We start from the raw sequence: 26367 nt of genomic DNA, 5'->3' as shown, positions 1-26367 counted from the left end.
CTCGACTAACTTCCTGATTGTAAGCGTTTAATTTGGAACTGGGCATCCTTATAACCTCCCGTTAAGCCTTGTTCCAAATAGAGTTTTCCCGCCTGTTCAAAATCACTAATAGCGCCACTTTTATCACCGATTTCAACTCTAACTAATCCTCGTCCATAATAAGCCGCAGCATAGTTAGGTTTCAGACGAATGGCTTGGGCATAATCGGCGATCGCCTTATCATAATTTTTCATTCTAACATGAACTTGGGCACGATTCCCATAAGCTTCGGCATCATTGGGATTAATATTAATTCCTTGGGTATAATCAGCAATTGCTCCTTCATAATCCTGGGCGGCGGAACGGGCTAATCCTCGATTACTATAGGCTTTATAATCATCTCCTTTAATTTCAATAGCTTTTGAGCAATCTTCAATCGCTTTGGGGTAATCTTTTAAATTCAAATTAGCAATACAACGATTATTATAGGCAACTTCATTCGGAGTTCTATTAATCGCTTCGGTGCAATCTTTAATCGCTTGATCATAGTCCCATAAATTAATATAAACACTACAACGATTTGCATAGGCTTCAGAATTATTAGGATCAATTTGTAGGACGGTATTATAATCAGCTAATGCCCCTTGATAATCCCCTAAATGAAATCTGGCTCGACCTCGATCATAATATCCTATCGGGTTCTTTGGTTCTAGGCGAATAGCTTCGGTATAGTCGGCCATTCCTGCTTGTAAATCCCCTGATTTCACCAATGCAGTCCCCCTAGCACGATAGACTTTACTTTCTTTCGGTTGCAGTCGTAAAACCGTATTATAATCATTAATGGCGGCGGTATAATCTTCTAAATCATAATGAATTAAACCCCTTTTATAGAAAGCATCTCCGTCTTGAGGTTCTTGTTTTAAGACTTGGTTAAAATCAGCCAAAGCCCCAGATAAATCCGACATATCATAACGAGTTAAACCCCGGTTAAAATAAGCATTGACATACTTAGGATTTAGTTCAATGGCTTTAGTGTAATCTGCCAAGGCTTGTTCATATTCCTTCAAATCATAGTAAGCATTGGCACGTTTATGATAGGCTTCGGGATTATTAGGATTAAATTTAATGGCTTGATTAAAGGCTCGAATTGCACCTTTTGGATCACCTTGATTGACTTTTTCCACGCCTCTTTTTAAGGCATTTTCAGCTTTGACGGGATCGGGACGATTTAAAACTTGGAGCAAGCCAAAAATCACGATTAAACTGACTAATCCCGTTGTGGTAATTGCAATTATTTTAGGCCAAGGAATCGGTTTTTTTTCTTCTTGATAAATTGGGAAACTTTTTAACTTATTAATATTAAATCCCGATCGTCCGGTTGCCTTTCTTAAGTCATCTAAAACATCAATTACAGTCAGATAGCGTTTGCTATAATAAGGGTGTACCATTCTATCAATAACTTGGGTTAATCCAGCACTAACTTTGGCATAACTTTGCCAACTCAATTCTCCGGTGCTCGATAAATTTGGATCTTGTAACTTAGGTAAATCTGAAGCTTCTAACCCCGTAATTGCTTGAATGGCAATCATCCCCACAGCATAAATATCACTATTATATTGAGGATGACCTTGGAACTGTTCAATGGGCATATAAAACGGAGTTCCCGTGGCTATGGTTCGTAATCCTTGACCATTACCATCGGCGAGTCGGGTACTGACTTCTTTGACGGAACCAAAATCAATTAATACTAATTTTTTATCAGATTTACGACGGATTAAATTAGAAGGGTTGACATCCCGATGAATCACTTGATTATCATGGACAAATACTAAAATCTCTAAAATATCTTCGATTAATAAAATCACCTGTTCTTCTGACCAAGGAACCCCGGGAACTAACTCTTTCATAAGAGGCTGTCCACTAACAAATTCTTCGATCAAATAAAATTGATTATGATCTTCAAAATAAGCTAATAATTGGGGAATTTGATCATGTTTTCCCAACCGTTCTAAAATTTCTGCCTCTTGGCGAAATAATCGTAATGCGGTCTTTAAAGTATTAGAATTATTATTAGGTGGTCGCAATTGTTTCACCACACATTGGGGATGACCCGGACGTCGGGTATCCGCAGCCAAATAGGTTTGTCCAAAGGCCCCTGAACTCAGGACTTGAACAATCCGGTATCTTCGATCTAATAATTGACCAATCATTTCCATAAACAGTAATTAGTAAATAGTAATCACAAAAGTTAAGAATTATCAAGCCAATTCTTAACTCTTAACTCTTAACTCTTACACTGATAACTGATTACTGATTACTGATAACTGATTATGTCACAACCTACGATAGAATCGATTCTGCAAGAAAATCGGTTGTTTAAACCAACACCAGAGTTTTCCCAGAATGCCCACATTAAAACCTTAGAGGAGTATAAACAACTCTATGAAAAAGCTAAGGCCAACCCCGAAGCGTTCTGGGCAGAACTAGCGGAAACAGAACTCCATTGGTTTCAAAAATGGGATCAGGTTTTAGACTGGCAACCGCCTTTTGCTAAATGGTTTGTCAATGGCAAAATTAATATTTCCTATAATTGTTTAGATCGGCACTTAACCACTTGGCGGAAAAATAAAGCCGCCTTAATTTGGGAAGGAGAACCGGGCGATACCCGAACTTTAACTTACTTCCAACTGCATCGAGAAGTCTGTCAAATGGCGAACGTTCTCAAACAGTTAGGAGCGCAAAAAGGCGATCGGATTGGCATTTATATGCCCATGATACCCGAAGCCGCCATTGCTATGTTAGCCTGTGCCCGCATTGGTGCGCCCCATACCGTTGTCTTTGGGGGGTTTAGCGGAGAAGCACTTAAAGATCGGTTAGTAGACGCCGAAGCTAAATTAGTGATTACCGCCGATGGTGGCTGGCGTAAAGATGCCATTGTTCCCTTAAAAGAACAAGTCGATAAAGCCATTGAAGCCGGGGCTACCAGTATTGATAACGTTTTAGTGGTACAAAGAACTAACCAAAAAATCAATATGGAACCCGGACGGGATCATTGGTGGCATGATCTCAGACAGGGAGTTTCCGCCGACTGTCCCGCCGAACCGATGGATAGTGAAGATATGTTATTTATCCTCTACACCAGTGGGACAACGGGCAAACCCAAGGGCGTTGTTCACACCACGGGCGGATATAACCTCTATACCCACATTACCAATAAATGGGCTTTTGACCTACAGGATACCGATGTCTATTGGTGTACGGCCGATGTCGGTTGGATTACTGGACACAGTTATATTGTCTATGGGCCCTTATCCAATGGGGCGACAACCCTAATGTATGAAGGAGCGCCGCGTACTTCTAACCCCGGTTGTTTCTGGGATGTGGTGGAAAAATACGGGGTGACGATATTCTATACTGCACCCACAGCAATTCGGTCATTTATGAAAATGGGAGAACACCATCCCAAGTCCCGTAATTTATCGTCTCTGCGCCTATTAGGAACCGTGGGAGAACCGATTAACCCCGAAGCTTGGATGTGGTATCAACGGGTAATTGGTAACGGTAAATGCCCCATTGTCGATACCTGGTGGCAAACGGAAACGGGCGGGTTCATGATTACCCCCTTACCCGGGGCGACTCCCACCAAACCCGGTTCGGCTACCTTACCCTTTCCTGGGATTTTAGCGGATGTGGTAGACACCGAAGGAAATCCCGTAACCGATGATAGTGGTGGTTATTTGGTGGTGCGGTATCCTTGGCCGGGAATGATGCGGACGATATATGGTGACCCCGATCGTTTCCGGCGCACCTATTGGGAATATTTGAAACCAAAAGATGGTATTCCCCTCTATTTTGCCGGGGATGGAGCCCATCAAGACCGGGAGGGCTATTTCTGGGTCATGGGTCGGGTGGATGACGTGATCAGTGTGTCGGGACATCGTTTAGGGACAATGGAAATTGAGTCGGCCTTAGTCTCCCATCACGCAGTGGCTGAGGCTGCGGTGGTTGGGAAACCCGATGAGATTAAGGGTGAGGAGATTGTCGCCTTTGTCACCTTAGAAGAAGGCAAGGAAGCGTCCGATGAGTTAGCACAGGAACTCAAGAAGCACGTTGTCAAGGAAATTGGCGCCTTAGCCCGTCCTGGGGAAATTCGGTTTACGGATGATCTACCTAAAACCCGGTCTGGGAAGATTATGCGGCGCTTATTGCGATCGCTGGCGTCGGGTCAGGAAATTACGGGAGATACTTCTACGCTACAGGATCGCAGTGTATTAGAGAAATTGCGGGGAGGGGCGTAAATCAGTTATCAGTTATCAGTTATCAGTTATCAGTTATCAGTTATTAGTTATCAGTTATTAGTGTTGATTTTGTGATCTTCCCTAGATTTTTTATAGTATTTAAAATTTATCACAGTTTATAAATCAGCTTATTCAGCCGATAATCAAGGAAATCGTATATTATATCGAGCAGTTCTCGAAGCAGATGAGCAGCAAATCATGAGATTAATTCCAGAAATTCCTGAAACCGACGCTGCTTTAGCTAAAATCTTGACTAAACTGGTGCGTCAATATCAATTTGAGCAAATTATTGATTTAATAGAACCTCTCGTTTAATCATCAACTTCTGCTTCTGTGAAAATAGGCGGCCATAATGCAGAAATTGATAATTCCCAACCGGGAAATAGTTCGGGTAGAGTTAAAATATCTTCATTTGCTAATATAATGGGTTCCCCTGTCGGTCGATAAACGGTAACAGTCAATTCATCAGGGTCAATCAAAATTCCCACAATTGCACCTAATTCTAAAAACTTTTTGAGTTTTTTTTCTAGTGTTTTAACTCGATCACTTTGAGATTTAATTTCTACAACTAAATCTGGAACTAATTTGGCAAAGTATCGGACACTTTGTTGTAGCTGAGATGCACGAACAAAAGAAACATCTGGTGCTTTTAAGTTAGTATCGGGCATGATAAAACCTCCTGCGGAGTCAAATATTCGCCCTAAGCGACGAGGTTCAACCCAAGCGAAAAGAAAGGCAATTAAACGGACACCTATTTCGCTAGAGATAATATCTGATGGCCCCATAACGATAATTTTCCCATTTTCAAGTTCTAATTGGTAATCCTGTCCAGCTTCCGAGAGAGTTGCTTGTAAGTTTTCTAAGTCTTTTATTGTCATCAGTGCCATGAGAAAAATCTCCTTGTCTAACTGAAAGGACTTTAGCCATTCTCTAACAGGCTCATTGTCAAGTTCAGATTTGTAAAAAACAACCTGTAAAATCAGGTTAGGATCATTCATCTTTAATAATTATACCTAATAAGTTTCATCTTAATCAATATTTAGGATGCAATTTTAACCAACTATGGTATTATGGCGACGACGATTAATGCCAGTACCAAGAGAAATTGTATCAATTATAACGAAAAGGAAAATCAAATATTGTGGGAACTCGGATTAAGAATTTACAAGTCACAAAAGTCGTGGATGGGGACACCATTAAGGTGTTACTCAATGATAAGCGGGAATTTTTAAGACTCGATTGTGTGGATACCGAAGAAATACTCAACCATGATTCTAAACCCCGAACAAATGCGGGAATTGCCGCCGCAGAAATGGCACAACAATATTTTATGAATGAACATGGTTTTTTAACAAAAGTCGATATTGAATTTGATGGCAATGAACCAGCAGAAGTGTGTTTAGAAAAATATCGAGATCATCACGGACGATTAATTTGTTATGTTCATAAACAGGGAGAAAATTATAATTTAAAATTAATTAAGGAAGGGTGGAGTCCTTATTTTATTAAATATGGAAATTCTCGATTATATCATCAAGAAATGATGCGGGCTGAAGCCGATGCCCAAGCCCATAATCGCATGATTTGGAATCGCCAAACCAACGAAAGTAGTGCCTTTAGAAACTATACTATTTTAATGCCTTGGTGGTCGTTACGCGCTGCGATTGTGGATGATTTTCGTCGCTATGGACAACCGAATGGCGTGTTATCCGTGCGTTTAGATTATCCTAATATATTATTAGCAGCAATGAAGCAACAATCTATTACTATTTTCTGTGATTTACAGGAGGGAATTACTAAATGGATTGGCAATAGTGGGATTATTCATACTGGAACAAAAGATCGGAATTTAAAATTATGGATTCCTGAAGCTAGTAATAATAAAGATTCTCCTATCATTCATTTAATTAATAAACGATATACGGGGTTAGGACGGAGTTATGTCTATATTAGTGGACAGGTGACCATGTACCGAGATAAACCTGAAATCACCCTAACTCATCTGCAACAATTATCGGATTTTTGCCCGATTATTCAAGCAAAAAATTTGGCAAATTCCCCAACTTTAACTTATAATAATACGCAGAAATAATTAGGATACCATCATGGTAAATTCTCCCAAAATTCTCGCCTTTGCTGGAAGTGCTAAGGAAACTTCCTATAATAAAAAGTTAGTCCAAATTGCAGCCGCCGGAGCCAAAACAGCCGGGGTGGAAGTCACCTATATTGATTTACGGGATTTCCCGATGCCTTTATTTGATGAAGATTTAGAAGCCCAACAGGGCATTCCGGTAGCTGTTCGTGAATTTAAAGATTTAATGTTAGCCCATCAAGGCTTATTAATTGCCTGTCCTGAGTATAATAGTTCGATTACACCGTTATTAAAAAATGCCATTGATTGGGCATCCCGTCCCGAACCCAATTTACCCGGATTAGCTTGTTTTAATAATAAAATTGCAGCGATTATGAGCGCCTCCACTGGAGGGTTTGGAGGAATGCGCGGGTTAGTTCATGTTCGGGCTATTTTAGAAAGTATTGGGGTATTAGTTATTCCTCAACAACGGTCTATTTCTCAAGCCTTTGAAGCCTTTAATTCCGATGGAAGTTTAAAAGATCCCAAACAACAGCAGGATGTAGAAAGTTTAGGCGCAAAAGTTACAAGTTTATTGATTAAACTTTCAGCTTGAATTTCAGTCATCAGTTATCATTTATCATGCCACAGGTAAGTGCCTGCGAGACTTACCCATGACTCCCGATAAGTTTGTTAACGGATAACCACTTCGAGTTTCCAACTCGGTTATGCAGATTTAAGGGATGCCATATCTATGCAGAAGCGGTACTTCACATCGGACTTGAGCAGTCGCTCGTAGGCTTCGTTAACCTTCTGGATTGGGATAACTTCGACATCGGCAGTGATGTTGTGCTTGCCACAAAAGTCGAGCATCTCTTGGGTTTCGGCGATCCCACCGATACTAGAGCCAGAAAGACTGCGGCGAGCCATGATCAGGCTGAATGCCGAAACATCCAGGGGTTTCTCCGGGACACCGACAAGGGTGATGTTACCGTCAAGGCGAAGCAGGTTGAGATAGGCGTTAATATCGTGATTAGCGGAGACGGTATCGAGAATAAAATCGAAACTGCCAGCGTGCTGCTGAATCTCGTCGGCGTTGCGGGAGACAACCACTTCGTCGGCACCAAGACGGAGCGCGTCTTCTTTCTTATCGGGTGAAGTCGTAAAGACAACGACATGGGCTCCAAACGCATGAGCAAATTTCACCCCCATGTGACCGAGCCCACCAAGACCGACCACGCCAACTTTCTTACCTTTAGTAACGCCCCAGTGACGCAGGGGTGAGTAGGTTGTAATCCCGGCGCACAGAAGTGGCGCGACTCCAGGGAGATTGAGGTTAGTAGGAACTCGTAGAACGAAGCGTTCATCAACAACAATACTATCGGAGTAGCCCCCATAAGTAACGCCTCCGAGGTGCTTGTCGGGAGAGTTGAAGGTGAAGGTTAGGTTCGGGCAGAACTGCTCAAGATTAGCTTGGCAATGGGGGCAAGTACCATCGGAGTCAACCAGGCAACCAACCGCAGCGAGGTCATCGGGCTTGTACTTCGTAACTGCCGAGCCAACCTGGGTAACACGGCCGACGATCTCATGACCGGGGACAATTGGGTAGGTAGTGGGCATGACGCTGCTCCACTCGTTACGCACCGAATGGATGTCGGAGTGGCAGATACCGCAGAAAAGGATCTCAATCTGTACGTCGTGTTCGGTTAGATCCCGTCGTCCGATCTGGGTGGAGGACAGCGCTGATGTTGCACTGGCTGCGGAATAAGCTTTCGTGTTGTACATAAATTGATGCTCCTATTTGTTTATTTTTAGCGAATGGTATTGTTGTTTTTTGATATCTATTCTCTCGCTCATGTATTGCATTATAGATTCTAGCTTACCATGAGAATTATTAATCTACTATTAATCTACTTAATTCCTCCCGAATTGATCGGGGCTGATATCCTAAATTAAAGGCTTTATAACTATCTAAAGAAACATCAGGAGGACGAGGTGCTAACATTTTAATATCCACTTGAGAACAGGGTTTAATTAAATGCTTTGGAAGCTCTAAAATATCAGCCATGAGTAAGCCAAATTCATAACGAGAAATCCGTTCTTTTCCTCCTAAATGCAAAATTCCTGATATATTTTCTAGGGCTAATAATAATCCCTTAGCTGCGGTATTTCCCCCCACGGGAGTTCTAAATTCATCTACAAATAAATTTAACTCTTTTCCTGCTTTTAAAGTTTTAATAAAAGGCTGAATAAAACTGGTGGTATGGTTAGGAACATCCCCAAACATTAAGGGCATTCTGCAAATAGTTGTTCGAGGATAGCGTTCTAACATTCCCTGTTCAGCTAATACTTTTTGTTCCCCATAATAACTAATTGGGGATACGGGATCGGTTTCCGTATAGGGTGGATTTAAACCATTAAATACTAAGTCCGTTGAAGTAAAAACACAGGGAATATTCAACTCAGCACAAAGCTTAGCAATTTCCCAAGAAGCGATAACATTAATTTGATAGGATATTTCAGGATACTGTTGACAAAAGTTGGGTTGAGATTGAGCCGCAGCATGAATAACCGCATCGGGTTTAATTTCTTGAAATAGATTTTTTAATCCTGGAATATCCGTTAAATCTGTCTTAAAAAGATAAATATTAGAAATATCAATAGTTTGAGAATGAGTTAAGCCATAGACTTGCCATTGAGTTTGAGAAAGTTGGCAAAGATGCCATCCTAAAAAACCACTAGCTCCTGTAATTAAGAGTTTATTCATGATTAATTCGACTAAGTTGGCAAAATTTAGAAACAGGAGAATGGCGAACCCCGGTTCTAACCTTACCCATTGCATAAGGACTGCGCCAAGGGTGGTATCGGATTACTTTTGGAACCTTACTAGGGAAGGGGGTTGGGGGGTTAGGTCTTAGGGGTTGGCAATGGAAAATGAAACAGCCCTGCCCGTGCACGGGGGGTTTGGGGGGCTGTTCCCTGTTATATCAGAAAAAATCAACTAACTTTCAGTTTTATAGCTTATTTTTAGCTGACATTTGATACCCACCGTCGGATATCTCGCCCCTATCTATTACCAACTGGACTTAACCACACCGGGTAATAATCCTGCGTGGGCCATTTCACGGATAACGTTACGAGACAATCCAAAATCCCGATAGAACCCTCTGGGGCGTCCAGTTAACCAGCAACGGTTTCTGACACGGGTTCTGGAACTATCGCGGGGGAGTTGTTGGATTTTGCGGTGAATTTCCATTTTTTCCAATTGAGACCCAGCTTGCTCAAATTGGTCTTTCAGATCGGCGCGTTTTTCCGCATATTTTTCTACCGTTCTTTTGCGCTTATTATTGCGCTCAATCATGCTTTTTTTAGCCATATTAAGGCTGTTCTCCTTGTAAATAATTATTTATGCTAAAGCCAAGTTTTTTTCCTGCGCTGGGGACGGTTGATCCTTGAGCAGAGGGGCATAAATCAGACAATTCGCAATTATAACACATTGGACTACGCGCTGTACAGACGGCCCGACCATGATAAATTAAGCGAATTGACCAATTTTCCCAATCCTCCCGGGGAATCAAAGGCATTAGATCCCGCTCAATCCGAATTGGATCGTTATGGGAAGTCAGTCCTAGCCGTTGACTCAGCCGTTTAACATGGGTATCCACCGTCACCCCCATATTAATCCCATAGCCATGGGCTAACACCACGTTAGCGGTCTTACGAGCTACCCCTGGGAGTTCTAAGAGTTGTTCCATCACTTTTGGCGGTTGTCCCCCGTATTTTTCCGCCAACAGTTGACAGGAGCCTTGTATATGGCGGGCTTTGTTCCGATAGAACCCCGTTGACCTGACTAGGGTTTCCAGTTCCGTAATATCGGCTTTGGCTAAACTTTGGGCGTCGGGAAACCGAGCAAATAGAGCCGGAGTCACTTGATTTACCCGTTCATCTGTGCATTGAGCCGATAGAATTGTGGCGACTAATAATTGCACCGGAGTTTGATAATTTAAACTACAGGTTGCATCGGGATACAAGCGTTTTAGTCGTAATAAAATTTCCAAGGCGCGTTGTTTTGGGTTACGCTTTTTCTGAGTCACCATATTAATTATTTACTGTTGAAATAGCGATCGCACCCAACCTAAATCCGTAAGATTAATCGTATCTCGAATAATCAAGAAAACCCCTAATCCTAATAACAACATCAAACCCGTTTGCATCACATTTTCTTGAATTTTCTCAGGTAAGGGTTTACCACTCAGGGCTTCAAATAACAAAAAGGCTAACTGACCGCCATCTAAAGCCGGAAGGGGTAGAATATTAATGAAGGCTAAGTTAATACTAATTAACGCCGCAAATTGCAGTAAATTCCACGGATCAGAACGGGCAATATCGGCCCCAAATTTGACAATTCCCACCGGGCCAGATAACTGTTCTGCGGTTTCACTAAATCGACTAATTAGTTGTCCGAAACCAGATGCAGTTAAGTTAATAATCCGTTGAAATTCCGTTGCACCCTTACTTAATGCCTCAATTGGGTTCGCAGCCCGATGACGAACAATCGTGCCATTCGCGGTTAACTGTACTCCAATCCGACCTTTCCCATCACTTGCTAAATCGGGAACCAGGTTAACAGATACCAGTTGATCCTGTCTTTTAATCTGTACTGATAAAGGTTGATTTGGATGGGTTTTAATGGCTTCAATCAAGGTTTTAATTGAAGTTTCAGAAGCCCCTAATTCCTGACCATCTACAGCCAAAATAATATCTTTAGATTCAATTCCGGCTCGGTTGGCCGCAGAACTGACATTTTGAGTAACTTCTGCAACTTTCACCCCCGGTTCCGGGTTAAAACTAGGAACCCCAATAATTCCAATTTGAGTCACCAATAAAAAATAGGCAAAAATCAAATTAGCAATTACCCCCGCACTAATCACAATCGCCCGATCTAAAACGGGACGATTACTCAGTAAATTCGGATCATTTTTAGGAATCGTACTCTCAGGATCATCATCGGGAAACCCCACATATCCCCCCAAGGGTAAACCTCGAATTGCATACTCGGTTTCTGACCCTTGATATTTCCATAATATCGGGCCAAAGCCAATCGAAAAACGATTAACATGGATATGTTGGAGACGGGCGGCTAAAAAATGCCCCAGTTCATGAACAAAAATTAATACTGCAAGAACGGCGATCGCTGCCAATATTGACATGAATAAATCCTGTAAAACTACAATTGAGCGGTTCTAACCATTCTAATATCAGAACTCAGTTGTTGGGTATTAAGAATTGGTTTAACAACGGTAGTATGATAATCACAACGGGAGAAATTCAACGATTGACCCAAAAACCCATCGTCACCCGAAAACCGAAACCTGATACTGAACATGACAACGACCCTTTCTCATACTCCCCTGTATAACGTCTCCGTTGAACTGAATGGCCGCATGGTGCCCTTCGCAGGTTGGGAAATGGCGGTTCAATTTAGCGGAATTAACCGAGAACATGAAGCTGTCCGTCAAGCGGTGGGAATGTTTGATATCTCCCACATGGGCAAATTTATTCTGCGTGGGGAAAAACTCATCGAAGCCTTACAATCCCTTGTCCCTTCGGATTTGAGCCGTTTACAGCCAGGTGAAGCCCAATATAGCGCCCTCTTAAATGCCCAGGGGGGAATTTTAGACGATATTATTTTTTATGATCAGGGGATTGACCCGGTAACGAATCTGCCGCAAGGGGTAATGATTGTGAATGCGGCGACAAAATCCAGAGATAAGGCTTGGATCATTGCCCATATTGAGGATCAGGCGATAGTATTAGAAGACTTATCGCGAGATAAAGTCCTATTAGCGGTTCAAGGGCCCCAGGCTGAAGCCACATTACAGCCTTTTGTCGGGGATAGTCTTTCTCAAGTTAAATTTTTTGGTCATATTACCACCACCGTACTCGGAAAACCAGCCTTCATCGCCCGCACCGGATACACCGGAGAAGATGGTTTTGAAGTGATGGTTGCTCCTTCTGTTGGTGTGGAATTATGGAAAAGTTTAGCCACTGCGGGGGTAATTCCCTGTGGTTTAGGTGCTAGAGATACCCTGCGTTTAGAAGCGGCAATGGCTTTATATGGACAAGATATTAGTTTAACTACAACTCCCTTAGAAGCGGGTTTAAATTGGATTATTCATTGGGAAACTAAAGGAAAATTTATTGGTCGTCAAGCTTTAGAACAGCAAAAAGCTGCCGGAGTAACTCAAAAATTAGTCGGTTTAGAAATGCAAGGACGCCATATTGCTCGTCACGGATATCCGGTTTTATTTAATGGTCAAACCGTGGGAGAAATTACCAGTGGAACTCTATCACCAACGTTAGGAAAAGCCATTTCTATGGCCTATGTTCCCACAGCATTATCCAAAATTGGTCAATCTTTAGATATTGAAATTCGGGGCAAAACCTACCCAGCAACGGTGGTTAAACGTCCCTTCTATCGTTCTCCTAATCGTCCCAAAAACCCAAAAACCTAAGCCCTCGTTGTTGCGCTTTAGCGCTCTTAGGAGGGGCTAAAGCCCAACAACAAAGTTTATTTATGAAAATTGCAATCTTATCCCAGGATGGTTCCCTATATTCTACTAGAAGAATCAGGCAAGCAGGGGAACAACGGGGGCATGAGATAGAAATTATTGATTATTTAAGATGTCATATTTCACTGAGTTCCCAGAGTCCCACTGTGATTTATGAAGGCAGATATTTAAAAGAATTTGATGCAATTATTCCCAGAATTGGCGCGTCAAAAACCTTTTATGGAACGGTGATTGTCCGTCAATTTGAACTAATGGGAATATTGACTTTGAATGAATCCCAAGCTATTGCTCGTTCCCGTGATAAATTAAATGCGTTACAAAGTTTAGCTAAAGAAGGGATTCATTTACCTAAAACCGGATTTACTACTTATATTAAGGATATTGATAGTTTAATTCAACAGGTGGGGGGTGCGCCTTTAATTATTAAATTATTGGAAGGAACTCAAGGGATGGGGGTAATTTTAGCTGACACTTATCAATCGGCTAAATCGATTATTGAAGCGTTTCAAGGGTTAAATATTGATGTTTTAGTTCAGGAATTTATTCCTGAAGCGGATGGGGAAGATTTACGCTGTTTAGTGATTGGTGATAAAGTTGTGGCGACAATGAAACGCATCAGTAACCCTGGAGAATTTCGCGCTAATTTACATCGAGGTGGGAAAGCAGAAAATGTTAAATTAACCGCAGAAGAACGAAATATGGCGATTAAATCCGCAAAAGTGATGGGATTAAAATTAGCAGGAGTTGATTTGATTCGTTCCCATCAAGGGCCATTGGTTTTAGAGGTGAATTCATCCCCTGGACTGGAGGGAATTGAAACCGTTACGGGTATTGATATTTCCGATAAAATTATTGAATGTTTGGAGAAAAATGCGATGAAAAGAAAAACACAAAAAATGGAGAATAAAAAATGAAATAAATGTTCTGATTGTCTGTTAAAATTATTAACAACGGAGGTAAATACAATGGCACTCACAGCCCAACAAATCGCAGATTTAATGCCGGATACGAGTCAATTAGAAAGTGATGAACCGGAAATGGAAAGTTCTTTACATTATTTACAATTAGCCTTGTTAGCTTCTTGTTTAGATTGGCTCTGGCGAGATCGAGAGGATTATTTTATTGGAGCCAATTTAACTATTTATTATAGTCAACAACAACTCAAAAATCGAGAGTTTAGAGGCCCAGACTTTTTTGTTGCTAAAAATACGGCAAAACGTCCTCGTCGCTCTTGGGTTGTCTGGCAAGAAGATGGTAAATATCCCGATATAATTATAGAATTACTCTCGGATTCTACAGCAAAAATTGATCGAGGAGAAAAGAAAAATCTGTATCAAAATCGGTTTAGAACCCCGGAATATTTCTGGTTTTCTCCCGAAGATTTAGAGTTAGCTGGATTTCGCTTAAGTGGTGAGGAGTATGAACCCATTTTACTGAATGAATCGGGGTTATTATGGAGTCATGTATTAGGATTATATTTGGGAATTTATCACAATCAATTGCGTTATTTTAGTGCAGCCGGGGAATTAATTGCCACCCCACAAGAAGCCGCACTTCAATCTCAAATCTTAGCTGAAACCGAACGTCAACGGGCTGAAACCGAACACCAACGGGCTGAAACCGAACACCAACGGGCTGAACGTTTAGCAGAAAGACTCCGAGCATTAGGAATTAATCCCGACTAATGTAGTAGAGACGTTGCATGAAAAGTCTAATTTAGTTGTATACAACCTCTCTACAGAGGTGTTTTTACCCAAACAAAACCCTTAAGATGAGAAAGGCAGGTTATAATTTGTTACGGAGTGCGAGACGTTCCTGCCAAAGTATAGGGTCAAAACCCGAAACGTAAGCAGGGAGATAGGTTTAGACAATTGGTATACGGAGTTAAATCCATTAATAAATCCAATCAAGCCCGTCTTAACTTTGAAAATGTGACCTTAAAGGAAGGTCAATCTCGAAGTCAATGGTACAGATTACCGTACCAAAGAGATTCGGCAATATCCACAGAGCCAGACTGATTATCAAAACTCTGAAGCTGGATATAACGGGAAATCGGGTATAAGTCAAATACCTAAGCAGTTCTCTAGCCAATTGCCCAAGAATAACGCAAGTGAACATCCGGCTTGAACTATCATAAAAATTGAGTAGTGAAATGATTTGATACACTGCGTTCAAAAGAACAAGGGGAATAGATAGAAGGGTTCCGTACCTTCTATAAAAGGTAAGATTTTCTATGTAAATACTTACTAAGACTTCATTAGGAGCCGTGTGCGGTGAAAGTCGCAAGCACGGTTTTGTAAGGGAGTTGGTGGCTGTAAAGCCTCCTTCGACCAACATTAGTTAGCAAAACTTAAGTTTTATGAGTAAACCCGCCGTGAATTCGTTTTTTGTAGGCCGTGCCTTAGCTGAAGGACTATACGAACAACTGGGAAATAGTCTGACCAACGCTTTGAGTGAACTCGGAAAATTTGAGGCCGAACAGAAAGAACATCTACGCTCATTTACCCAACAGGTGATGGAACGCGCCACCCAAGAAGTGGCAACCGTTGTTGGCGATAGTAACTTTCCCGCATCTAACAGTGAACCCGTAGACTTACAGGCCACTATTGACGAACTGCGGGCCGAAGTTGCGCAATTACGCTCCGAACTGCAACAGTACCGTAATCGTACCGTTTAAACTCTTTTGTAGTCAAAATACGCGCTTATTGGGTTAACTTCATTGTGGAAACGGTTGTGTCAGTTCCTGTTGATAATTCAGTTCGGGGTTCTGGTTCAGAACAACGAATAAATCCGCCTTTAGTCACTCCTCCGGGCAAAAATTATGGGGGAAAAGCCTACCGTTGGAACCGCAAAAATTATTCCCGTCAACGACGTTTTATTGACATTTGGACGTTTGTTCTGACGTGGTTAACTTGGTTGTGGGTCGATGGTAAAAAATGGAGTTACTGGGGCGGTTTTACCGAAGATAAAAAAAATGCTCGTCGTCGAGCGCAAGCAATTTGGGTAAGGGAAACATTTTTAGATTTAGGGCCAACTTTTATTAAAGTCGGACAATTGTTTTCCACCCGGGCTGATTTATTCCCCGTTGAATATGTAGAAGAACTTTCCAAACTCCAAGATAAAGTTCCGGCTTTTAGCTATGAACAAAGTGAAGAAATTATTCAAGAAGATCTGGGTAAAACCGTTCAAAATTTATTCCAGAATTTTGACCCAATTCCCTTAGCTGCCGCCAGTTTGGGCCAAGTTCATAGAGCCCAACTCCATTCGGGTGCAGACGTGGTGGTTAAGGTTCAGCGCCCCGGACTAAAAAAATTATTTGAAATTGATTTAGCGATTTTGCGAGGCATTGCTCGTTATTTCCAAAATCATCCTCGGTGGGGAAAAGGTCGAGATTGGGTGGGAATTTATGACGAATGTTGTCGGATTTTATGGTTAGAAATAGACTACCTGAATGAAGGTCGAAATGCCGATACATTTAGGCGGAATTTTCGTAGTTTTGATTGGGTAAAAGTCCCCAGGGTTTCTTGGCAATATACGTCCCCCCGAGTCCTAACTTTAGAATATCTTCCGGGGATTAAAATTAGTAATTATGAAGCCTTAGAAGCATCGGGACTTGATCGCAAAGAACTCGCACAAATGGGGGCAAAAGCCTATTTAGAACAACTCCTCAACCATGGATTTTTCCATGCCGATCCCCACCCGGGTAATATTGCGGTGAGTCCTGGGGGAGAATTGATTTTCTATGATTTTGGCATGATGGGACAAATTACCTCCAATCTGCGGGAAAAACTCATGGAAACCCTATTTGGAATTACTCAAAAAGATGGTGATCGGGTGGTTAAATCCTTAATTGCCATGGGAGCGATCGCCCCCACCGGAGATATCGGGCCAGTGCGTCGGTCGGTTCAGTATATGCTGGACAACTTTATGGATCAACCCTTTGAAAATCAATCCATTGCCTCCATTAGTGATGATTTGTACGAAATTGCTTATGACCAACCGTTTCGTTTTCCCGCAACCTTTACCTTTGTGATGCGGGCATTTTCCACTTTAGAAGGAGTCGGAAAAGGACTCGACCCCGAATTTAACTTTATGGAGGTGGCACAGCCTTTTGCCATGCAGCTTATGTCTAATGGAAATCTTCCCAATACTGCCAATAGTATTTTTAATGAATTCAGTCGCCAAGCGGTTCAAGTCGGTTCATCGGCCTTCGGTTTACCAGGACGCATTGAAGATACCCTGGAAAAACTTGAACAAGGAGATCTGCGAATGCGGGTTCGTCTAGCGGAAACCGACCGGGCATTAAGACGGATGAGTAATGTGCAAATGGGGACGAATTACACCGTCTTGATCGCTGCCTTGACTCTATCGGCGACACTGTTATTCATTAGTGATAAAGTGGGATTAGCTCTGTTTGTAGTATTCTTAGCTGTTGCTCTGGGGATTGCTTTCTTAAGGCTGTTACGCCGGATTGATCGCTTGGATCGGATGATGTAAATGTCTCCTGTACTCGTCATCTGTCTTGTAAAGCTTTGCAGTGATCCCCAGGGGTGGATATAAGAAAATTTGATAACCCAATCCGCTTGGGAGCTAGAGGTCAATCTTTAACTTGTTTATGAAACGTTATTTTGCTGGAATGACGGATACGGGCAATGTTCGTAACGTCAACCAAGATGCTTACTATATTGATCCTGATGGCCGTTTTTTTATTGTCGCCGATGGCATGGGTGGACACGCAGGCGGCCAGGAAGCCAGTCTGATTGCTACTAAAACCATTAAAGAACATATTCTTGAGCATTGGGATAGTTCTGAAGCATCCCAAACTATCCTCAAAAATGCCTTTGTCGCCGCCAATAAAGCACTTTTAGAGGATCAGCAACAACATCCTGAACGCTCAGACATGGGAACAACGGCGGTTGTGGCTTTATTCCGAGATCCCGATAGTCCTTGGTTTGCGAATGTGGGGGATTCCCGTTTATATCGTTTACGGGGACATCAATTAGAACAAATTACAGAAGATCAGACTTGGGTAGCTCAAGCGGTTAAGTCCTCCCGTCTCAAGCAAGATGAGGCTCGCACCCATCCTTGGCGTCATGTTTTATCCCAGTGTTTGGGACGCGAAGATCTCTCGGAAATTGAGATTGATCAGATGGATGTCCAGTCGGGAGATCGCCTATTGTTATGTAGTGATGGCTTGACCGAAGAACTCTCGGACGGGGTGATTGCTTCCAACCTGAAATCAATTCGAGCTTGCGATACCGCAGCTACGGCTTTAATTAAAGCGGCTAAAGATCGGGAGGGGAAGGATAATATTACGGTGATTGTGGTCGCGATTGAGTGAACTATCATAGTTAATCCCATGCGTGTGATTGGTTTGATTAGTGGAACTTCAGTGGATGGGATTGACGGGGCCCTGGTGGAGATTTCGGGTTCCCCAGGGGATTGGCATTTAGAATTGCTGGCTGGGACAACCCTCCCCTATCCGGTGGACTTGCGATCACAAATTTTGGACGTATGTGCTGGAAAGTCTCTATCCATGCCCGAACTGGCTGAATTAGATGATGCGATCGCCACGGTTTTTGCCGATGCTGCCTTAAGTTTACAACAGTCCTCTGAACCTGCGGAACTGATTGGCTCCCACGGTCAAACTGTATTTCATCGTCCCCCACAAAATCATCAACTCGGTTACAGTCTGCAATTGGGACGGGGAGAGCTAATCGCCCAGTTAACGGGTTTAACCACCGTCAGTAATTTTCGGGTCGCGGATATCGCCGCCGGAGGTCACGGTGCCCCCCTAGTTCCGATTCTCGATACCTATTTCCTCCGCCATCCCCACTATGATCGCTGCATTCAAAATTTGGGGGGTATTGGCAATGTCACCTATGTCCCGAAAACCGATAACCAGATTTTAGGCTGGGACACTGGGCCGGGAAATGCCTTAATAGATTTGGCCGTACAGTATTTTTCTGCGGGCGCTCAAACATACGACCGGGACGGGGCTTGGGCGGCGACGGGAACCCCCTGCATCGCCCTAGTTGAAGGGTGGTTACAGCAGGATTTTTTTCAACAACCGCCCCCGAAATCGACGGGACGGGAATTATTTGGGGTGGACTATTGGCAACGTTGTTTAAGGGAAGCTGAACCCTATAATTTAAGTCCGGCGGATATTTTAGCTACCTTAACGGAATTAACCGTCGTTTCAATTCATCACAGTTATTGTCAATTTTTACCGGAATTACCCGATCAGATTTTATTATGTGGGGGAGGTAGCCATAACCACTATTTACAACAGCGTTTACAAACTTTATTCGCCCCAATTCCAGTTTTTTCCACTTCTGAACTAGGCTTAAATGCTGATTTTAAAGAAGCGATCGCTTTTGCGGTTTTAGCCTATTGGCGACTATTAGAAATTCCGGGAAATTTACCTTCGGTAACGGGCGCGGTTTCAGAGGTTTTATTGGGAGAAATTCACCCGGTCTTTACTCCTAATGTGATACGATCCCAATCAATAACTTAAATCGACAAAATTTTTTCAATCTTGGTGCAAATAAAGGTGGCACTGTGGCTCACACATTTTTGATGGAATCTGGTCAATGGTTATTAGAAGGAAATTGGATCGACCGAGGCGAAATACCAATTGCCATTCGCGGAAAAACAGTGGTTGCTTGGCATCAAAGCGACTGGTTCAGTATGGTGACAAAATTAGTTTTCCCCAATAGCGATCGCGAAGATATTATTTTACAGTATCGGGGAAGATTAGATGGTAATGAAAGAGAATATACCTTTGTTTTACAACATAGTCAACTTGGAAAAATTGAAGGCGAAGGTTTAATTAGCCCCGAATCAATTGTCCAACGTTATCGAGTTTTAGGAGATGAACGTCAACGTCGGAATGGTTTTGAAACCCTGAGAAAAGTTGACTCTAATCACTACTATTATTGCAGTGCAATCATGGCGGGCCATTCCCTAAATTTAATCAGTGTGGTGGAAGCGACCCTAGAACGTAAATCATAAATAGGAGTTCAGGGTTGATCTTGAATATCAATTTAACCCCAAGTCATTCGACCTCATCAGTTTGACGCCCCATTACCTTAACTTGTTTCCGATCAACGGAAAGAAGTGAAAGATAGAGGTCGCCGACTGCAATAGTTTCAAGGTCTACTCCTGAGCAAAATTTGGTTCGAGTCCCCAATGGTGTTTGAGAAAATGTTGATACATATTTTCTCTGACCATCATGTGTTCATAGAGATTAATCAAAAACTCCTGAGCCTGTTCTGGACTCATTTGACCGACTTGCATCTTGAAGGAGGTGAGGTTGAATTGTTGCTCAAGAGATAATTCTGCGGGTTGGTTCATGGGTGACTCCTTACGGGTTCTCCAGTATTATTAACAAGTGTAACAAGTATTTGACAAATTGTCCACTACCCTCTAAGAAGATATGTGTTGTTATGAAGATAGCAAATATTTTTAGAGATGGTGTAGCACAGGATACGAGTTTTCACAACAACGGCTAGAGATCCCAAGACTCAAAGGGAATTGAAAACTTATTAATTACGGAATCCTTTAATATAGATGTGTTAAAGTAATATAGAGGATTTGAAAATCTTATAGATTTTTTATATTTGACTCATAAGGATGTGTAATTAAAGATGACTCTTTCTAAGACTAATCAACCCAAGCCCTTGTGGAGTCGATTCCGTTTCCTGTCCTACGGTGTGCTGGGTCTTCTAATTTTCTATTTCAATTCGACTTGGGATTCTAATATTTTTGTGAAAGGATATTTAACACTCATAGAAGTACAAACTTCTATAGTTTTGTTATACTTTATGATAGCTAGGCTTTCCAAAATCCCAACTCGTAAAATCGATCTCTAATTCCTACTGATTTGACTTTGATTAGTCTTTTGAATATTTTAAATTCAGGAGAATACCTCATGAAAAATAAATTTTTAGCCGCTTTACTCGCTTTCTTTTTAGGTGCATTTGGAATTCATAAGTTTTATTTAGGGGAAAATTTTGGCGGAATTCTCTATTTTTTATTTTCCTGGACTTTTATTCCTGCTATTCTCGCCTTCTTTGATTTTATGAGTTTATTATTAATGTCTGATCAAACCTTTGATGCTAGATTTAATCCGGGTATAAATACCGCAGTTTTAAGGGGGAGTCATTCTCGAGAAGATGTTACGATCGCCATTTCTCAACTGAAAAAACTCTATGATCAAGATGCGATTACTGCCGAAGAATATGAAGAAAAACGTCGCAAATTATTAAATGAATTGTAAATATTAATAGGAGTGACATTCAAGGTGTCTAATCTATCCCAATGGTTTCAGAAAACCCCGCAGTGGTTATACTGGTCTTTATTTCCCGTATTAGGAGGATTAGCCATTGTCTATGCGGGAAGTAAAACTAAAACTCAATCCTGGGTTTACATCGGTTTAGGGTTTGTAGCGACGGCTTTTATCTTATCAAATAGTTCGTTAAGTGGAATCATTTGGATTGCTCAAATTGCCACGGCGATTGCCCTAAAAAAAGAATTTCTAGCTAAAACCTATCCTAATTCTTTAACCAAATCCAATGAATCCAACCTGATTAAATTAATTGCTAAACATCGAGACAAAATTGATATCAATAATTGTTCTAAACATGAATTAGTTCATGGCTTAGATTTACCGATTGTTTATGCCAATGAAATTGAAGAAATGAAACGGGAAGGCTATAATTTCACGAGTTTAGAAGAACTTTCAGAATTAATTGGGATTCCTGAAGCTACTTTAACACACATTGAACCTCTAGTTTCATTTGGTTTTGATATGAACAAAGAGATTCATCATTCCTGGCGACGGTTAAATGTTTTATCCATAGATGAATTAGTGAGTTTAGGACTCCATATCAACGCGGCTAAAATCGTTGTTTTAGAACGTAAAAAGCGTGGGAGTTATAAATCTTTTCTGGATTTTAAAAAACGGACAGAACTCCCCTTACATTTATATCGACATCTTTTGTAATTAAAATTTACAATTGTAGAGATATTCATATTTATTATGCAGATAATGAATAAATGGATCAATTTTCAGGGGAGAACCCGTCACCTGTTCCATTAATTCTGATGTGGTAAATTTTCGACCATGTTGATAAATATTTTGTTGCAACCATTCTAATAACCGCTTCACATTTCCCCGTTCAATTTCAAAGGGAATTTCAGGATCAAAACTAATGATAGTATGATAAATTTGAGCCGCCATTAAATTCCCTAACGTATAACTTTGAAACATTCCCCCAATTAGTCCAATATACCAATGCACATCCTGTAATACGCCCTCAATATCTGTTGTTGGAATCACCCCTAAATCTTTTTTATATCGCTCATTCCAAGCTTCAGGTAAATCAGAAATAGCTAATTTTCCCTCCAACATTGCTAACTCTAAATCAAACCGAATCATAATATGTAAATTATAGGTAACTTCATCGGCATCGGTACGAATTAAAGAAGGAGTAACTTTATTAATTGCTTGATAAAACTGATTAGTTGTAACTTGTCCTAACTGCCGCATAAACACCCCCTGTAACCGGGGATAAAACCATTCCCAAAACCCGCGACTGCGACCGATGACATTTTCCCATAAACGAGCTTGGCTTTCGTGCATACCAGAGGAAGCACCCCCCGCTAAGGGAGTTCCTTCTAATCGGGGATCAATTCCTTGTTCATAGAGAGCATGACCCGCTTCATGGATGGTACTAAATAACGCTTGTTCCAGATGGTGTTCATAAACACGGGTAGTAATTCTCACATCATCAATCGAGAATTTCGTCATAAACGGATGTAGGGTTTTGTCTTGACGTCCTCGATTTAAGTCATAACCTAAAGATTGAATTACCCCAATACTAAACTTAAGTTGTTCTTTAGGAGAAAAATTTTGATATAAACAAGAGTCATTTAACGGAACACAACTACCGAGAGTTTCTACGATCGCAACTAATTGTTCACGCAGAGGTTCAAATAGCGATCGCACCTTTGCCACCGTCATCCCCTGATCCTGTTGATCAATTAAGGGATCGGCTATGTGTTCATACCCTGGAAAACACAAGGCATATTCCTGACTCAATTCTAAAGTGGTTTTTAAATAAGGTTGAACAATAGCAAAATTTTGGGCTTCTCGTGCTTTAGCCCAGGCATCATAGCAGGAGGATTGATGCTGGGATATCTGTGCCATCAGCTTTGAAGGAACCCGTACCGCTCGCTGATAATCTCGACGGGTGACACGAATTAAACTGGCTTCTAGGGAGGGATAGGGACGGTTAGCTTCCTCCGTCCGTAAGTCCTCCAAGAGTTCTCCCAAAACGGGATCGGTGAATTTTTCATGGGCGAGGCGGCGTAATGTGGCCATTTGTCGCCCTCTGGCCGGAGCACCCCCAGGCGGCATATAGGTGGCTTGATCCCAATACAACAGGGAAATTGCCGATTTAATATCGTTAATCTCCGTGAGGCGATTAAGTAGTTCTGTGTATTTGGGGTTTGGAGAGGAAGAAACGGACATGAGGAAACCGATAAATCGGATGGTCTAATTTAAGAACAGCTTAGTCGATGTTGGACAGATATTGATCAATCCACAGAATTATTTTAAGAAAAATGTCCCGTCAATGTCAAAAGCCTGGAAATCCATCAACCTTGGTATCAAGATTTTATAAACTCTACGAGAATATACGGATTTGTACTCATTAAAATGAACATTTTTACTTTTAATTAATCCCCATTTGATGTAAAATTTGATCGGTTTATTCAATCCTGTCATCAATAATATGTCATCCACACCTTCTATAGATGCTTCTAGTTCTATTTCTTCTGCGACTGAAACCGTTGAAAAAACTCGTTTACTCTTGACATTATGGGCAATGAGTTGTACTGAGGGAACGGTTAAAAAAAGTGAATTGACGAGTAAAGTTAAGCAAAAACGCAAGGGGAAAAATGTTGGTGTTTCTCAAAGTCTTTACGACGAACTGCAAGCGGCGGATGTCATCAAAATTTATAAGCAAAATCAAACGCCTATGGTATCACTCACCGATACCGGAAAACAAATATTAATTGATTCGTTAATAAATCCTGACTTTGTTTTTGATGCAACGGTTGTGGCGGCTCGGTTAGCCAATGGGTTAATTGCGTTAATTCGAGAACTGCATCAAGGAGGAATTCCTCTAACATCTGTTAAACAAGTTACCATCGCTTCTTATGAGGAGTTTAAAGCGATCGCCCTTCAAGTGTATGATCAATTAAATAAAGATTATAACTATGATAACTTAGTCCCGATTTATCGCATCCGTCGGACTATCGGTGATCAGGTTAGTCGTTCACAGTTCAATGAATGGATGTTAGAAATGCAAGCTGATGATATTTTTCAACTGATTGGGGGTGAAATGACCGATAGTACACCTGACAAAGTTGAAGATTCTATTCAAACCGAATTAGGAGCTATGCGTTACTACACCAAACGTTTAGAAGCCTAATAAATATTCATTTTTTTTGTTCCTTTACCTTGTACCAGTCATTATGTCTAATCCTCAAACTTCCTCAATCAAAGATTTAAACCATGCCCTACTGAGTCACAATCCTTTTAATGAAGTGACTGTAACTTATCAAAATATCTGGCAACAAGAGTTCCCAGATGTGGCTTTTCTGAATGCTCATGCGTCTGATGCTGTTTTCCAAACTTTACAACAAAACTATAAAACATCAATTGTGATTACAGCAGAATATGGAACGGGAAAATCCCATATTATTAGTCGGATTCGACATCGCCTAAAATCTCAAGGTGGAGCTTTATTTATGTACGCAAATAAGTATGGGGATTTAAAAAATATTAAACATGGGTTCCAAAAAACCATTGCAGATAGTTTAAATCAACAAGGAAGTCAGGATGTTAGACAATGGCAGGAACTCGCTACTAATATGGCGAATGAAACTTTTATTCAAAACAAGATCAGAATTTACTCTGCACAGGAATTAGTAGATAAAGTAACAAATTCTGATAAAAAAGCTAAAGGCTTGATATCTAAATTGACCAAATCTTTTTGTCAATTAAAATCAACAAAATATCCTAATCTGAACCCTGATATTATTCGATGTATATTTTGGACACTTTCTTTAGAGCAAGTTTTGTATGCTAATAATTGGCTAGGGGGTCAAGAATTAGCTCAACATAAAACAGTAGAATTAGGCTTGCCTCCTCAAAACTTATCTTTTGATGCTGTTTTACAGATTTTAGATTTGATTAGCGAATATAATCAGCTTGTTATTTGTTTTGATGAATTAGATAATATCGTTGATCAAGATCCAGATTTAGGATATGCAAGAGTACAGTTTGTTGCGGGATTAATTAAAGAACTCTTTGAAAACCTGGAACGAGGTATTATTTTAAGTGTTATGTTACCTAATGTTTGGAAAGATAAGATTAAAACCCTAACAAACTTTCCTTTGCATAAAATTTCTAGTTATAGCGACGATCCACTCAGTTTAAAGTTTGTGGATGAGAATGCAGCAATTGAATTAGTAAAAATGCGTTTATCAGATTTTTACACCAGTAAAAATTTAGTCTCCCATGATCCTCTTTATCCTTTTGACGAAAAGGAACTTAGAAATTTAGGTAAAAGTAAATCTAGTACAGTAAGAGAAGTTTTGAATTTATGCAAAAAAAGTTTGCCTAGCAAAATATCGCCCGTCTCTCCCCCTCCTGAAGATCCAGTAAAACAGGCATTTGATGATGAAATGAAGCAAGATGTAGAAAGCTCAATTGATGATAATTATTTGATTGCTGACGCTTTGCTTTTCGGATGCAAAAGTTTAATTGGTAAAACGATTGAAGGTATTTTTGTTGAAGGAGTTACAGATCAGGTACGGCGTTTAAAACGAAAAGAATCTAAAGATGGTTTTCTGAATTTTAAAATTATAGGAAAACAGGATGAGAAAGATATAGCAATTGGTGTAGCAGTGCTTCAGTATGATGGCGGTCACGCGCTAGGAGCAGGGTTTAAAAGGCTTATTGCTCCTCAAGATTATTCAATTGAGATTACAAGAGGGTGTTTAGTGCGTTCTAAAACTAAAAAAATTACTGGCTATATGGAAGCAACTTATCTACAACCTTTAATTCGTCAAGGGGGAGAATATGTAGAACTTAAAGAAGAAGAAATTAAACCGTTAATTGCGATTCGTGCAGTTCATCAAAAGCGTAGCGTTGATTATCAATTAACAGAAGAAGAAATCTTAAAATTTATTCATGAAAAAGGAGCAAAGTATAATTTGGGTGAAAGTAATCCATTACTTCGAGAAATTTTGAGTGATCCTTCATACCAAGTTCCTGATGATGTGAGTATGGAGGAACCTCTAATGTTATCATCTGAATCAGAAAATAACGGCTATGAATCAGAAAATGATATTGATTTATCTGGGTTTTAAA

At 40.9% G+C, this 26367-nt stretch carries 25 protein-coding genes; 16 read left to right on the top strand and 9 right to left on the bottom strand.

The window, feature by feature from the left end:
* Positions 1-5: 5 nt before the first annotated feature.
* Complete coding sequence (locus tag NMG88_RS16540; RefSeq protein WP_081846363.1) at positions 6-2195, bottom strand: serine/threonine-protein kinase; 2190 nt, start codon at positions 2193-2195, stop codon at positions 6-8.
* A gap of 114 nt (positions 2196-2309) precedes the next feature.
* Between NMG88_RS16540 and acs the strand changes: the two genes are divergently transcribed.
* On the top strand, positions 2310-4277 hold the full coding sequence (gene acs, locus NMG88_RS16535) for an acetate--CoA ligase (RefSeq protein WP_254035631.1): 1968 nt from the start codon (positions 2310-2312) through the stop codon (positions 4275-4277).
* A gap of 108 nt (positions 4278-4385) precedes the next feature.
* Positions 4386-4592, top strand: coding sequence for a hypothetical protein (locus NMG88_RS22825; RefSeq protein ID WP_488168652.1), 207 nt, complete (start codon positions 4386-4388; stop codon positions 4590-4592).
* Here the strand turns inward: NMG88_RS22825 and NMG88_RS16530 are convergent.
* Entirely contained in the window at positions 4589-5164 is a 576-nt protein-coding gene (locus tag NMG88_RS16530; RefSeq protein ID WP_026785339.1) for a Uma2 family endonuclease, read from the bottom strand. The two genes, NMG88_RS22825 and NMG88_RS16530, sit on opposite strands and share 4 nt — an antisense overlap.
* Before the next feature lie 254 nt (positions 5165-5418).
* On the opposite strand from NMG88_RS16530, the gene NMG88_RS16525 reads away from it, so the two are divergent.
* Together NMG88_RS16525 and NMG88_RS16520 are read left to right on the top strand one after the other, a co-directional pair.
* Complete coding sequence (locus tag NMG88_RS16525) at positions 5419-6369, top strand: thermonuclease family protein (protein ID WP_042153975.1); 951 nt, start codon at positions 5419-5421, stop codon at positions 6367-6369.
* A 13-nt stretch (positions 6370-6382) separates the two neighbouring features.
* Positions 6383-6964 carry an NADPH-dependent FMN reductase gene (locus NMG88_RS16520; protein WP_254035630.1) on the top strand — a complete coding sequence of 194 codons (582 nt, stop codon included), beginning with the start codon at positions 6383-6385 and terminating at the stop codon, positions 6962-6964.
* Positions 6965-7074: 110 nt separating this feature from the next.
* Here NMG88_RS16520 and NMG88_RS16515 read toward each other — a convergent pair whose 3' ends face one another.
* The 5 genes from NMG88_RS16515 to rseP form a co-directional block, all read right to left on the bottom strand.
* Positions 7075-8133, bottom strand: a complete 1059-nt coding sequence (locus NMG88_RS16515) for an NAD(P)-dependent alcohol dehydrogenase (protein ID WP_227381598.1) — start codon at positions 8131-8133, stop codon at positions 7075-7077.
* A 109-nt stretch (positions 8134-8242) separates the two neighbouring features.
* Complete coding sequence (locus tag NMG88_RS16510) at positions 8243-9115, bottom strand: SDR family oxidoreductase (protein WP_235751422.1); 873 nt, start codon at positions 9113-9115, stop codon at positions 8243-8245.
* 306 nt (positions 9116-9421) lie between these two features.
* Entirely contained in the window at positions 9422-9724 is a 303-nt protein-coding gene (rpsN, locus tag NMG88_RS16505) for a 30S ribosomal protein S14 (RefSeq protein WP_026785328.1), read from the bottom strand.
* Position 9725: 1 nt separating this feature from the next.
* Entirely contained in the window at positions 9726-10445 is a 720-nt protein-coding gene (gene nth, locus NMG88_RS16500) for an endonuclease III (protein WP_042153981.1), read from the bottom strand.
* 9 nt (positions 10446-10454) lie between these two features.
* Positions 10455-11558, bottom strand: a complete 1104-nt coding sequence (rseP, locus tag NMG88_RS16495; protein ID WP_042153983.1) for an RIP metalloprotease RseP — start codon at positions 11556-11558, stop codon at positions 10455-10457.
* Between the two features lie 174 nt (positions 11559-11732).
* Here rseP and gcvT point away from each other — a divergent pair, with 174 nt between their 5' ends.
* The 8 genes from gcvT to NMG88_RS16455 all read left to right on the top strand — a co-directional run bounded on the left by gcvT (position 11733) and on the right by NMG88_RS16455 (position 19934).
* Positions 11733-12863, top strand: a complete 1131-nt coding sequence (gene gcvT, locus NMG88_RS16490) for a glycine cleavage system aminomethyltransferase GcvT (RefSeq protein ID WP_235751423.1) — start codon at positions 11733-11735, stop codon at positions 12861-12863.
* Between the two features lie 62 nt (positions 12864-12925).
* Entirely contained in the window at positions 12926-13834 is a 909-nt protein-coding gene (gene rimK, locus NMG88_RS16485) for a 30S ribosomal protein S6--L-glutamate ligase (protein WP_042153986.1), read from the top strand.
* A gap of 51 nt (positions 13835-13885) precedes the next feature.
* Positions 13886-14605, top strand: a complete 720-nt coding sequence (locus NMG88_RS16480) for a Uma2 family endonuclease (RefSeq protein ID WP_042153988.1) — start codon at positions 13886-13888, stop codon at positions 14603-14605.
* 674 nt (positions 14606-15279) lie between these two features.
* On the top strand, positions 15280-15597 hold the full coding sequence (locus NMG88_RS16475; protein WP_042153989.1) for a DUF6825 family protein: 318 nt from the start codon (positions 15280-15282) through the stop codon (positions 15595-15597).
* A gap of 56 nt (positions 15598-15653) precedes the next feature.
* Entirely contained in the window at positions 15654-17417 is a 1764-nt protein-coding gene (locus NMG88_RS16470; RefSeq protein ID WP_430203666.1) for an ABC1 kinase family protein, read from the top strand.
* A gap of 118 nt (positions 17418-17535) precedes the next feature.
* Complete coding sequence (locus NMG88_RS16465; RefSeq protein WP_026785320.1) at positions 17536-18261, top strand: PP2C family protein-serine/threonine phosphatase; 726 nt, start codon at positions 17536-17538, stop codon at positions 18259-18261.
* Between the two features lie 18 nt (positions 18262-18279).
* The gene (locus NMG88_RS16460) at positions 18280-19437 is read left to right on the top strand and encodes an anhydro-N-acetylmuramic acid kinase (RefSeq protein ID WP_254035629.1); all 1158 of its coding nucleotides are present in this window, start codon (positions 18280-18282) and stop codon (positions 19435-19437) included.
* Positions 19438-19481: 44 nt separating this feature from the next.
* Positions 19482-19934 (top strand): hypothetical protein, encoded by a 453-nt coding sequence (locus NMG88_RS16455; RefSeq protein ID WP_193372727.1) that lies wholly within the window; start codon positions 19482-19484, stop codon positions 19932-19934.
* 144 nt (positions 19935-20078) lie between these two features.
* Here the strand turns inward: NMG88_RS16455 and NMG88_RS16450 are convergent, their stop codons facing one another.
* A complete protein-coding gene (locus tag NMG88_RS16450) occupies positions 20079-20276 on the bottom strand; it encodes an NblA/ycf18 family protein (RefSeq protein ID WP_027255584.1) in 198 nt (65 codons plus the stop codon).
* A gap of 577 nt (positions 20277-20853) precedes the next feature.
* Between NMG88_RS16450 and NMG88_RS16445 the strand changes: the two genes are divergently transcribed.
* Both NMG88_RS16445 and NMG88_RS16440 read left to right on the top strand, forming a co-directional pair.
* Positions 20854-21201: an NINE protein gene (locus tag NMG88_RS16445; protein WP_227397784.1), complete on the top strand. Its 348-nt coding sequence runs from the start codon at positions 20854-20856 to the stop codon at positions 21199-21201.
* A 24-nt stretch (positions 21202-21225) separates the two neighbouring features.
* Positions 21226-21927 carry a helix-hairpin-helix domain-containing protein gene (locus NMG88_RS16440; RefSeq protein WP_042153997.1) on the top strand — a complete coding sequence of 234 codons (702 nt, stop codon included), beginning with the start codon at positions 21226-21228 and terminating at the stop codon, positions 21925-21927.
* Here NMG88_RS16440 and NMG88_RS16435 read toward each other — a convergent pair whose 3' ends face one another.
* Entirely contained in the window at positions 21928-23457 is a 1530-nt protein-coding gene (locus NMG88_RS16435; RefSeq protein WP_254035628.1) for a carboxypeptidase M32, read from the bottom strand.
* Positions 23458-23719: 262 nt separating this feature from the next.
* Here NMG88_RS16435 and NMG88_RS16430 point away from each other — a divergent pair, with 262 nt between their 5' ends.
* Positions 23720-24421 (top strand): hypothetical protein, encoded by a 702-nt coding sequence (locus NMG88_RS16430; protein ID WP_254035627.1) that lies wholly within the window; start codon positions 23720-23722, stop codon positions 24419-24421.
* A gap of 43 nt (positions 24422-24464) precedes the next feature.
* The gene (locus NMG88_RS16425) at positions 24465-26366 is read left to right on the top strand and encodes a P-loop NTPase fold protein (protein WP_254035626.1); all 1902 of its coding nucleotides are present in this window, start codon (positions 24465-24467) and stop codon (positions 26364-26366) included.
* Position 26367: the final 1 nt, after the last annotated feature.

This window comes from Planktothrix agardhii, from assembly GCF_904830935.1.
GTDB lineage: Bacteria > Cyanobacteriota > Cyanobacteriia > Cyanobacteriales > Microcoleaceae > Planktothrix > Planktothrix agardhii.
The sequence above is the reverse complement of the archived record's forward strand: the minus strand, read 5'-3'. Positions and strand labels throughout refer to the sequence as shown.

What these genes read in the sequence shown, in the direction of transcription:
- NMG88_RS16540 (WP_081846363.1), bottom strand. Translation starts at nt 2,195, where the DNA reads ATGGAAATGATTGGTCAATTATTAGATCGAAGATACCGGATTGTTCAA.
- acs (WP_254035631.1), top strand. Translation starts at nt 2,310, where the DNA reads ATGTCACAACCTACGATAGAATCGATTCTGCAAGAAAATCGGTTGTTT.
- NMG88_RS16530 (WP_026785339.1), bottom strand. Translation starts at nt 5,164, where the DNA reads ATGGCACTGATGACAATAAAAGACTTAGAAAACTTACAAGCAACTCTC.
- NMG88_RS16520 (WP_254035630.1), top strand. Translation starts at nt 6,383, where the DNA reads ATGGTAAATTCTCCCAAAATTCTCGCCTTTGCTGGAAGTGCTAAGGAA.
- NMG88_RS16515 (WP_227381598.1), bottom strand. Translation starts at nt 8,133, where the DNA reads ATGTACAACACGAAAGCTTATTCCGCAGCCAGTGCAACATCAGCGCTG.
- NMG88_RS16510 (WP_235751422.1), bottom strand. Translation starts at nt 9,115, where the DNA reads ATGAATAAACTCTTAATTACAGGAGCTAGTGGTTTTTTAGGATGGCAT.
- rpsN (WP_026785328.1), bottom strand. Translation starts at nt 9,724, where the DNA reads ATGGCTAAAAAAAGCATGATTGAGCGCAATAATAAGCGCAAAAGAACG.
- nth (WP_042153981.1), bottom strand. Translation starts at nt 10,445, where the DNA reads ATGGTGACTCAGAAAAAGCGTAACCCAAAACAACGCGCCTTGGAAATT.
- rseP (WP_042153983.1), bottom strand. Translation starts at nt 11,558, where the DNA reads ATGTCAATATTGGCAGCGATCGCCGTTCTTGCAGTATTAATTTTTGTT.
- gcvT (WP_235751423.1), top strand. Translation starts at nt 11,733, where the DNA reads ATGACAACGACCCTTTCTCATACTCCCCTGTATAACGTCTCCGTTGAA.
- rimK (WP_042153986.1), top strand. Translation starts at nt 12,926, where the DNA reads ATGAAAATTGCAATCTTATCCCAGGATGGTTCCCTATATTCTACTAGA.
- NMG88_RS16480 (WP_042153988.1), top strand. Translation starts at nt 13,886, where the DNA reads ATGGCACTCACAGCCCAACAAATCGCAGATTTAATGCCGGATACGAGT.
- NMG88_RS16475 (WP_042153989.1), top strand. Translation starts at nt 15,280, where the DNA reads ATGAGTAAACCCGCCGTGAATTCGTTTTTTGTAGGCCGTGCCTTAGCT.
- NMG88_RS16465 (WP_026785320.1), top strand. Translation starts at nt 17,536, where the DNA reads ATGAAACGTTATTTTGCTGGAATGACGGATACGGGCAATGTTCGTAAC.
- NMG88_RS16460 (WP_254035629.1), top strand. Translation starts at nt 18,280, where the DNA reads ATGCGTGTGATTGGTTTGATTAGTGGAACTTCAGTGGATGGGATTGAC.
- NMG88_RS16450 (WP_027255584.1), bottom strand. Translation starts at nt 20,276, where the DNA reads ATGAACCAACCCGCAGAATTATCTCTTGAGCAACAATTCAACCTCACC.
- NMG88_RS16445 (WP_227397784.1), top strand. Translation starts at nt 20,854, where the DNA reads ATGAAAAATAAATTTTTAGCCGCTTTACTCGCTTTCTTTTTAGGTGCA.
- NMG88_RS16435 (WP_254035628.1), bottom strand. Translation starts at nt 23,457, where the DNA reads ATGTCCGTTTCTTCCTCTCCAAACCCCAAATACACAGAACTACTTAAT.
- NMG88_RS16430 (WP_254035627.1), top strand. Translation starts at nt 23,720, where the DNA reads ATGTCATCCACACCTTCTATAGATGCTTCTAGTTCTATTTCTTCTGCG.
- NMG88_RS16425 (WP_254035626.1), top strand. Translation starts at nt 24,465, where the DNA reads ATGTCTAATCCTCAAACTTCCTCAATCAAAGATTTAAACCATGCCCTA.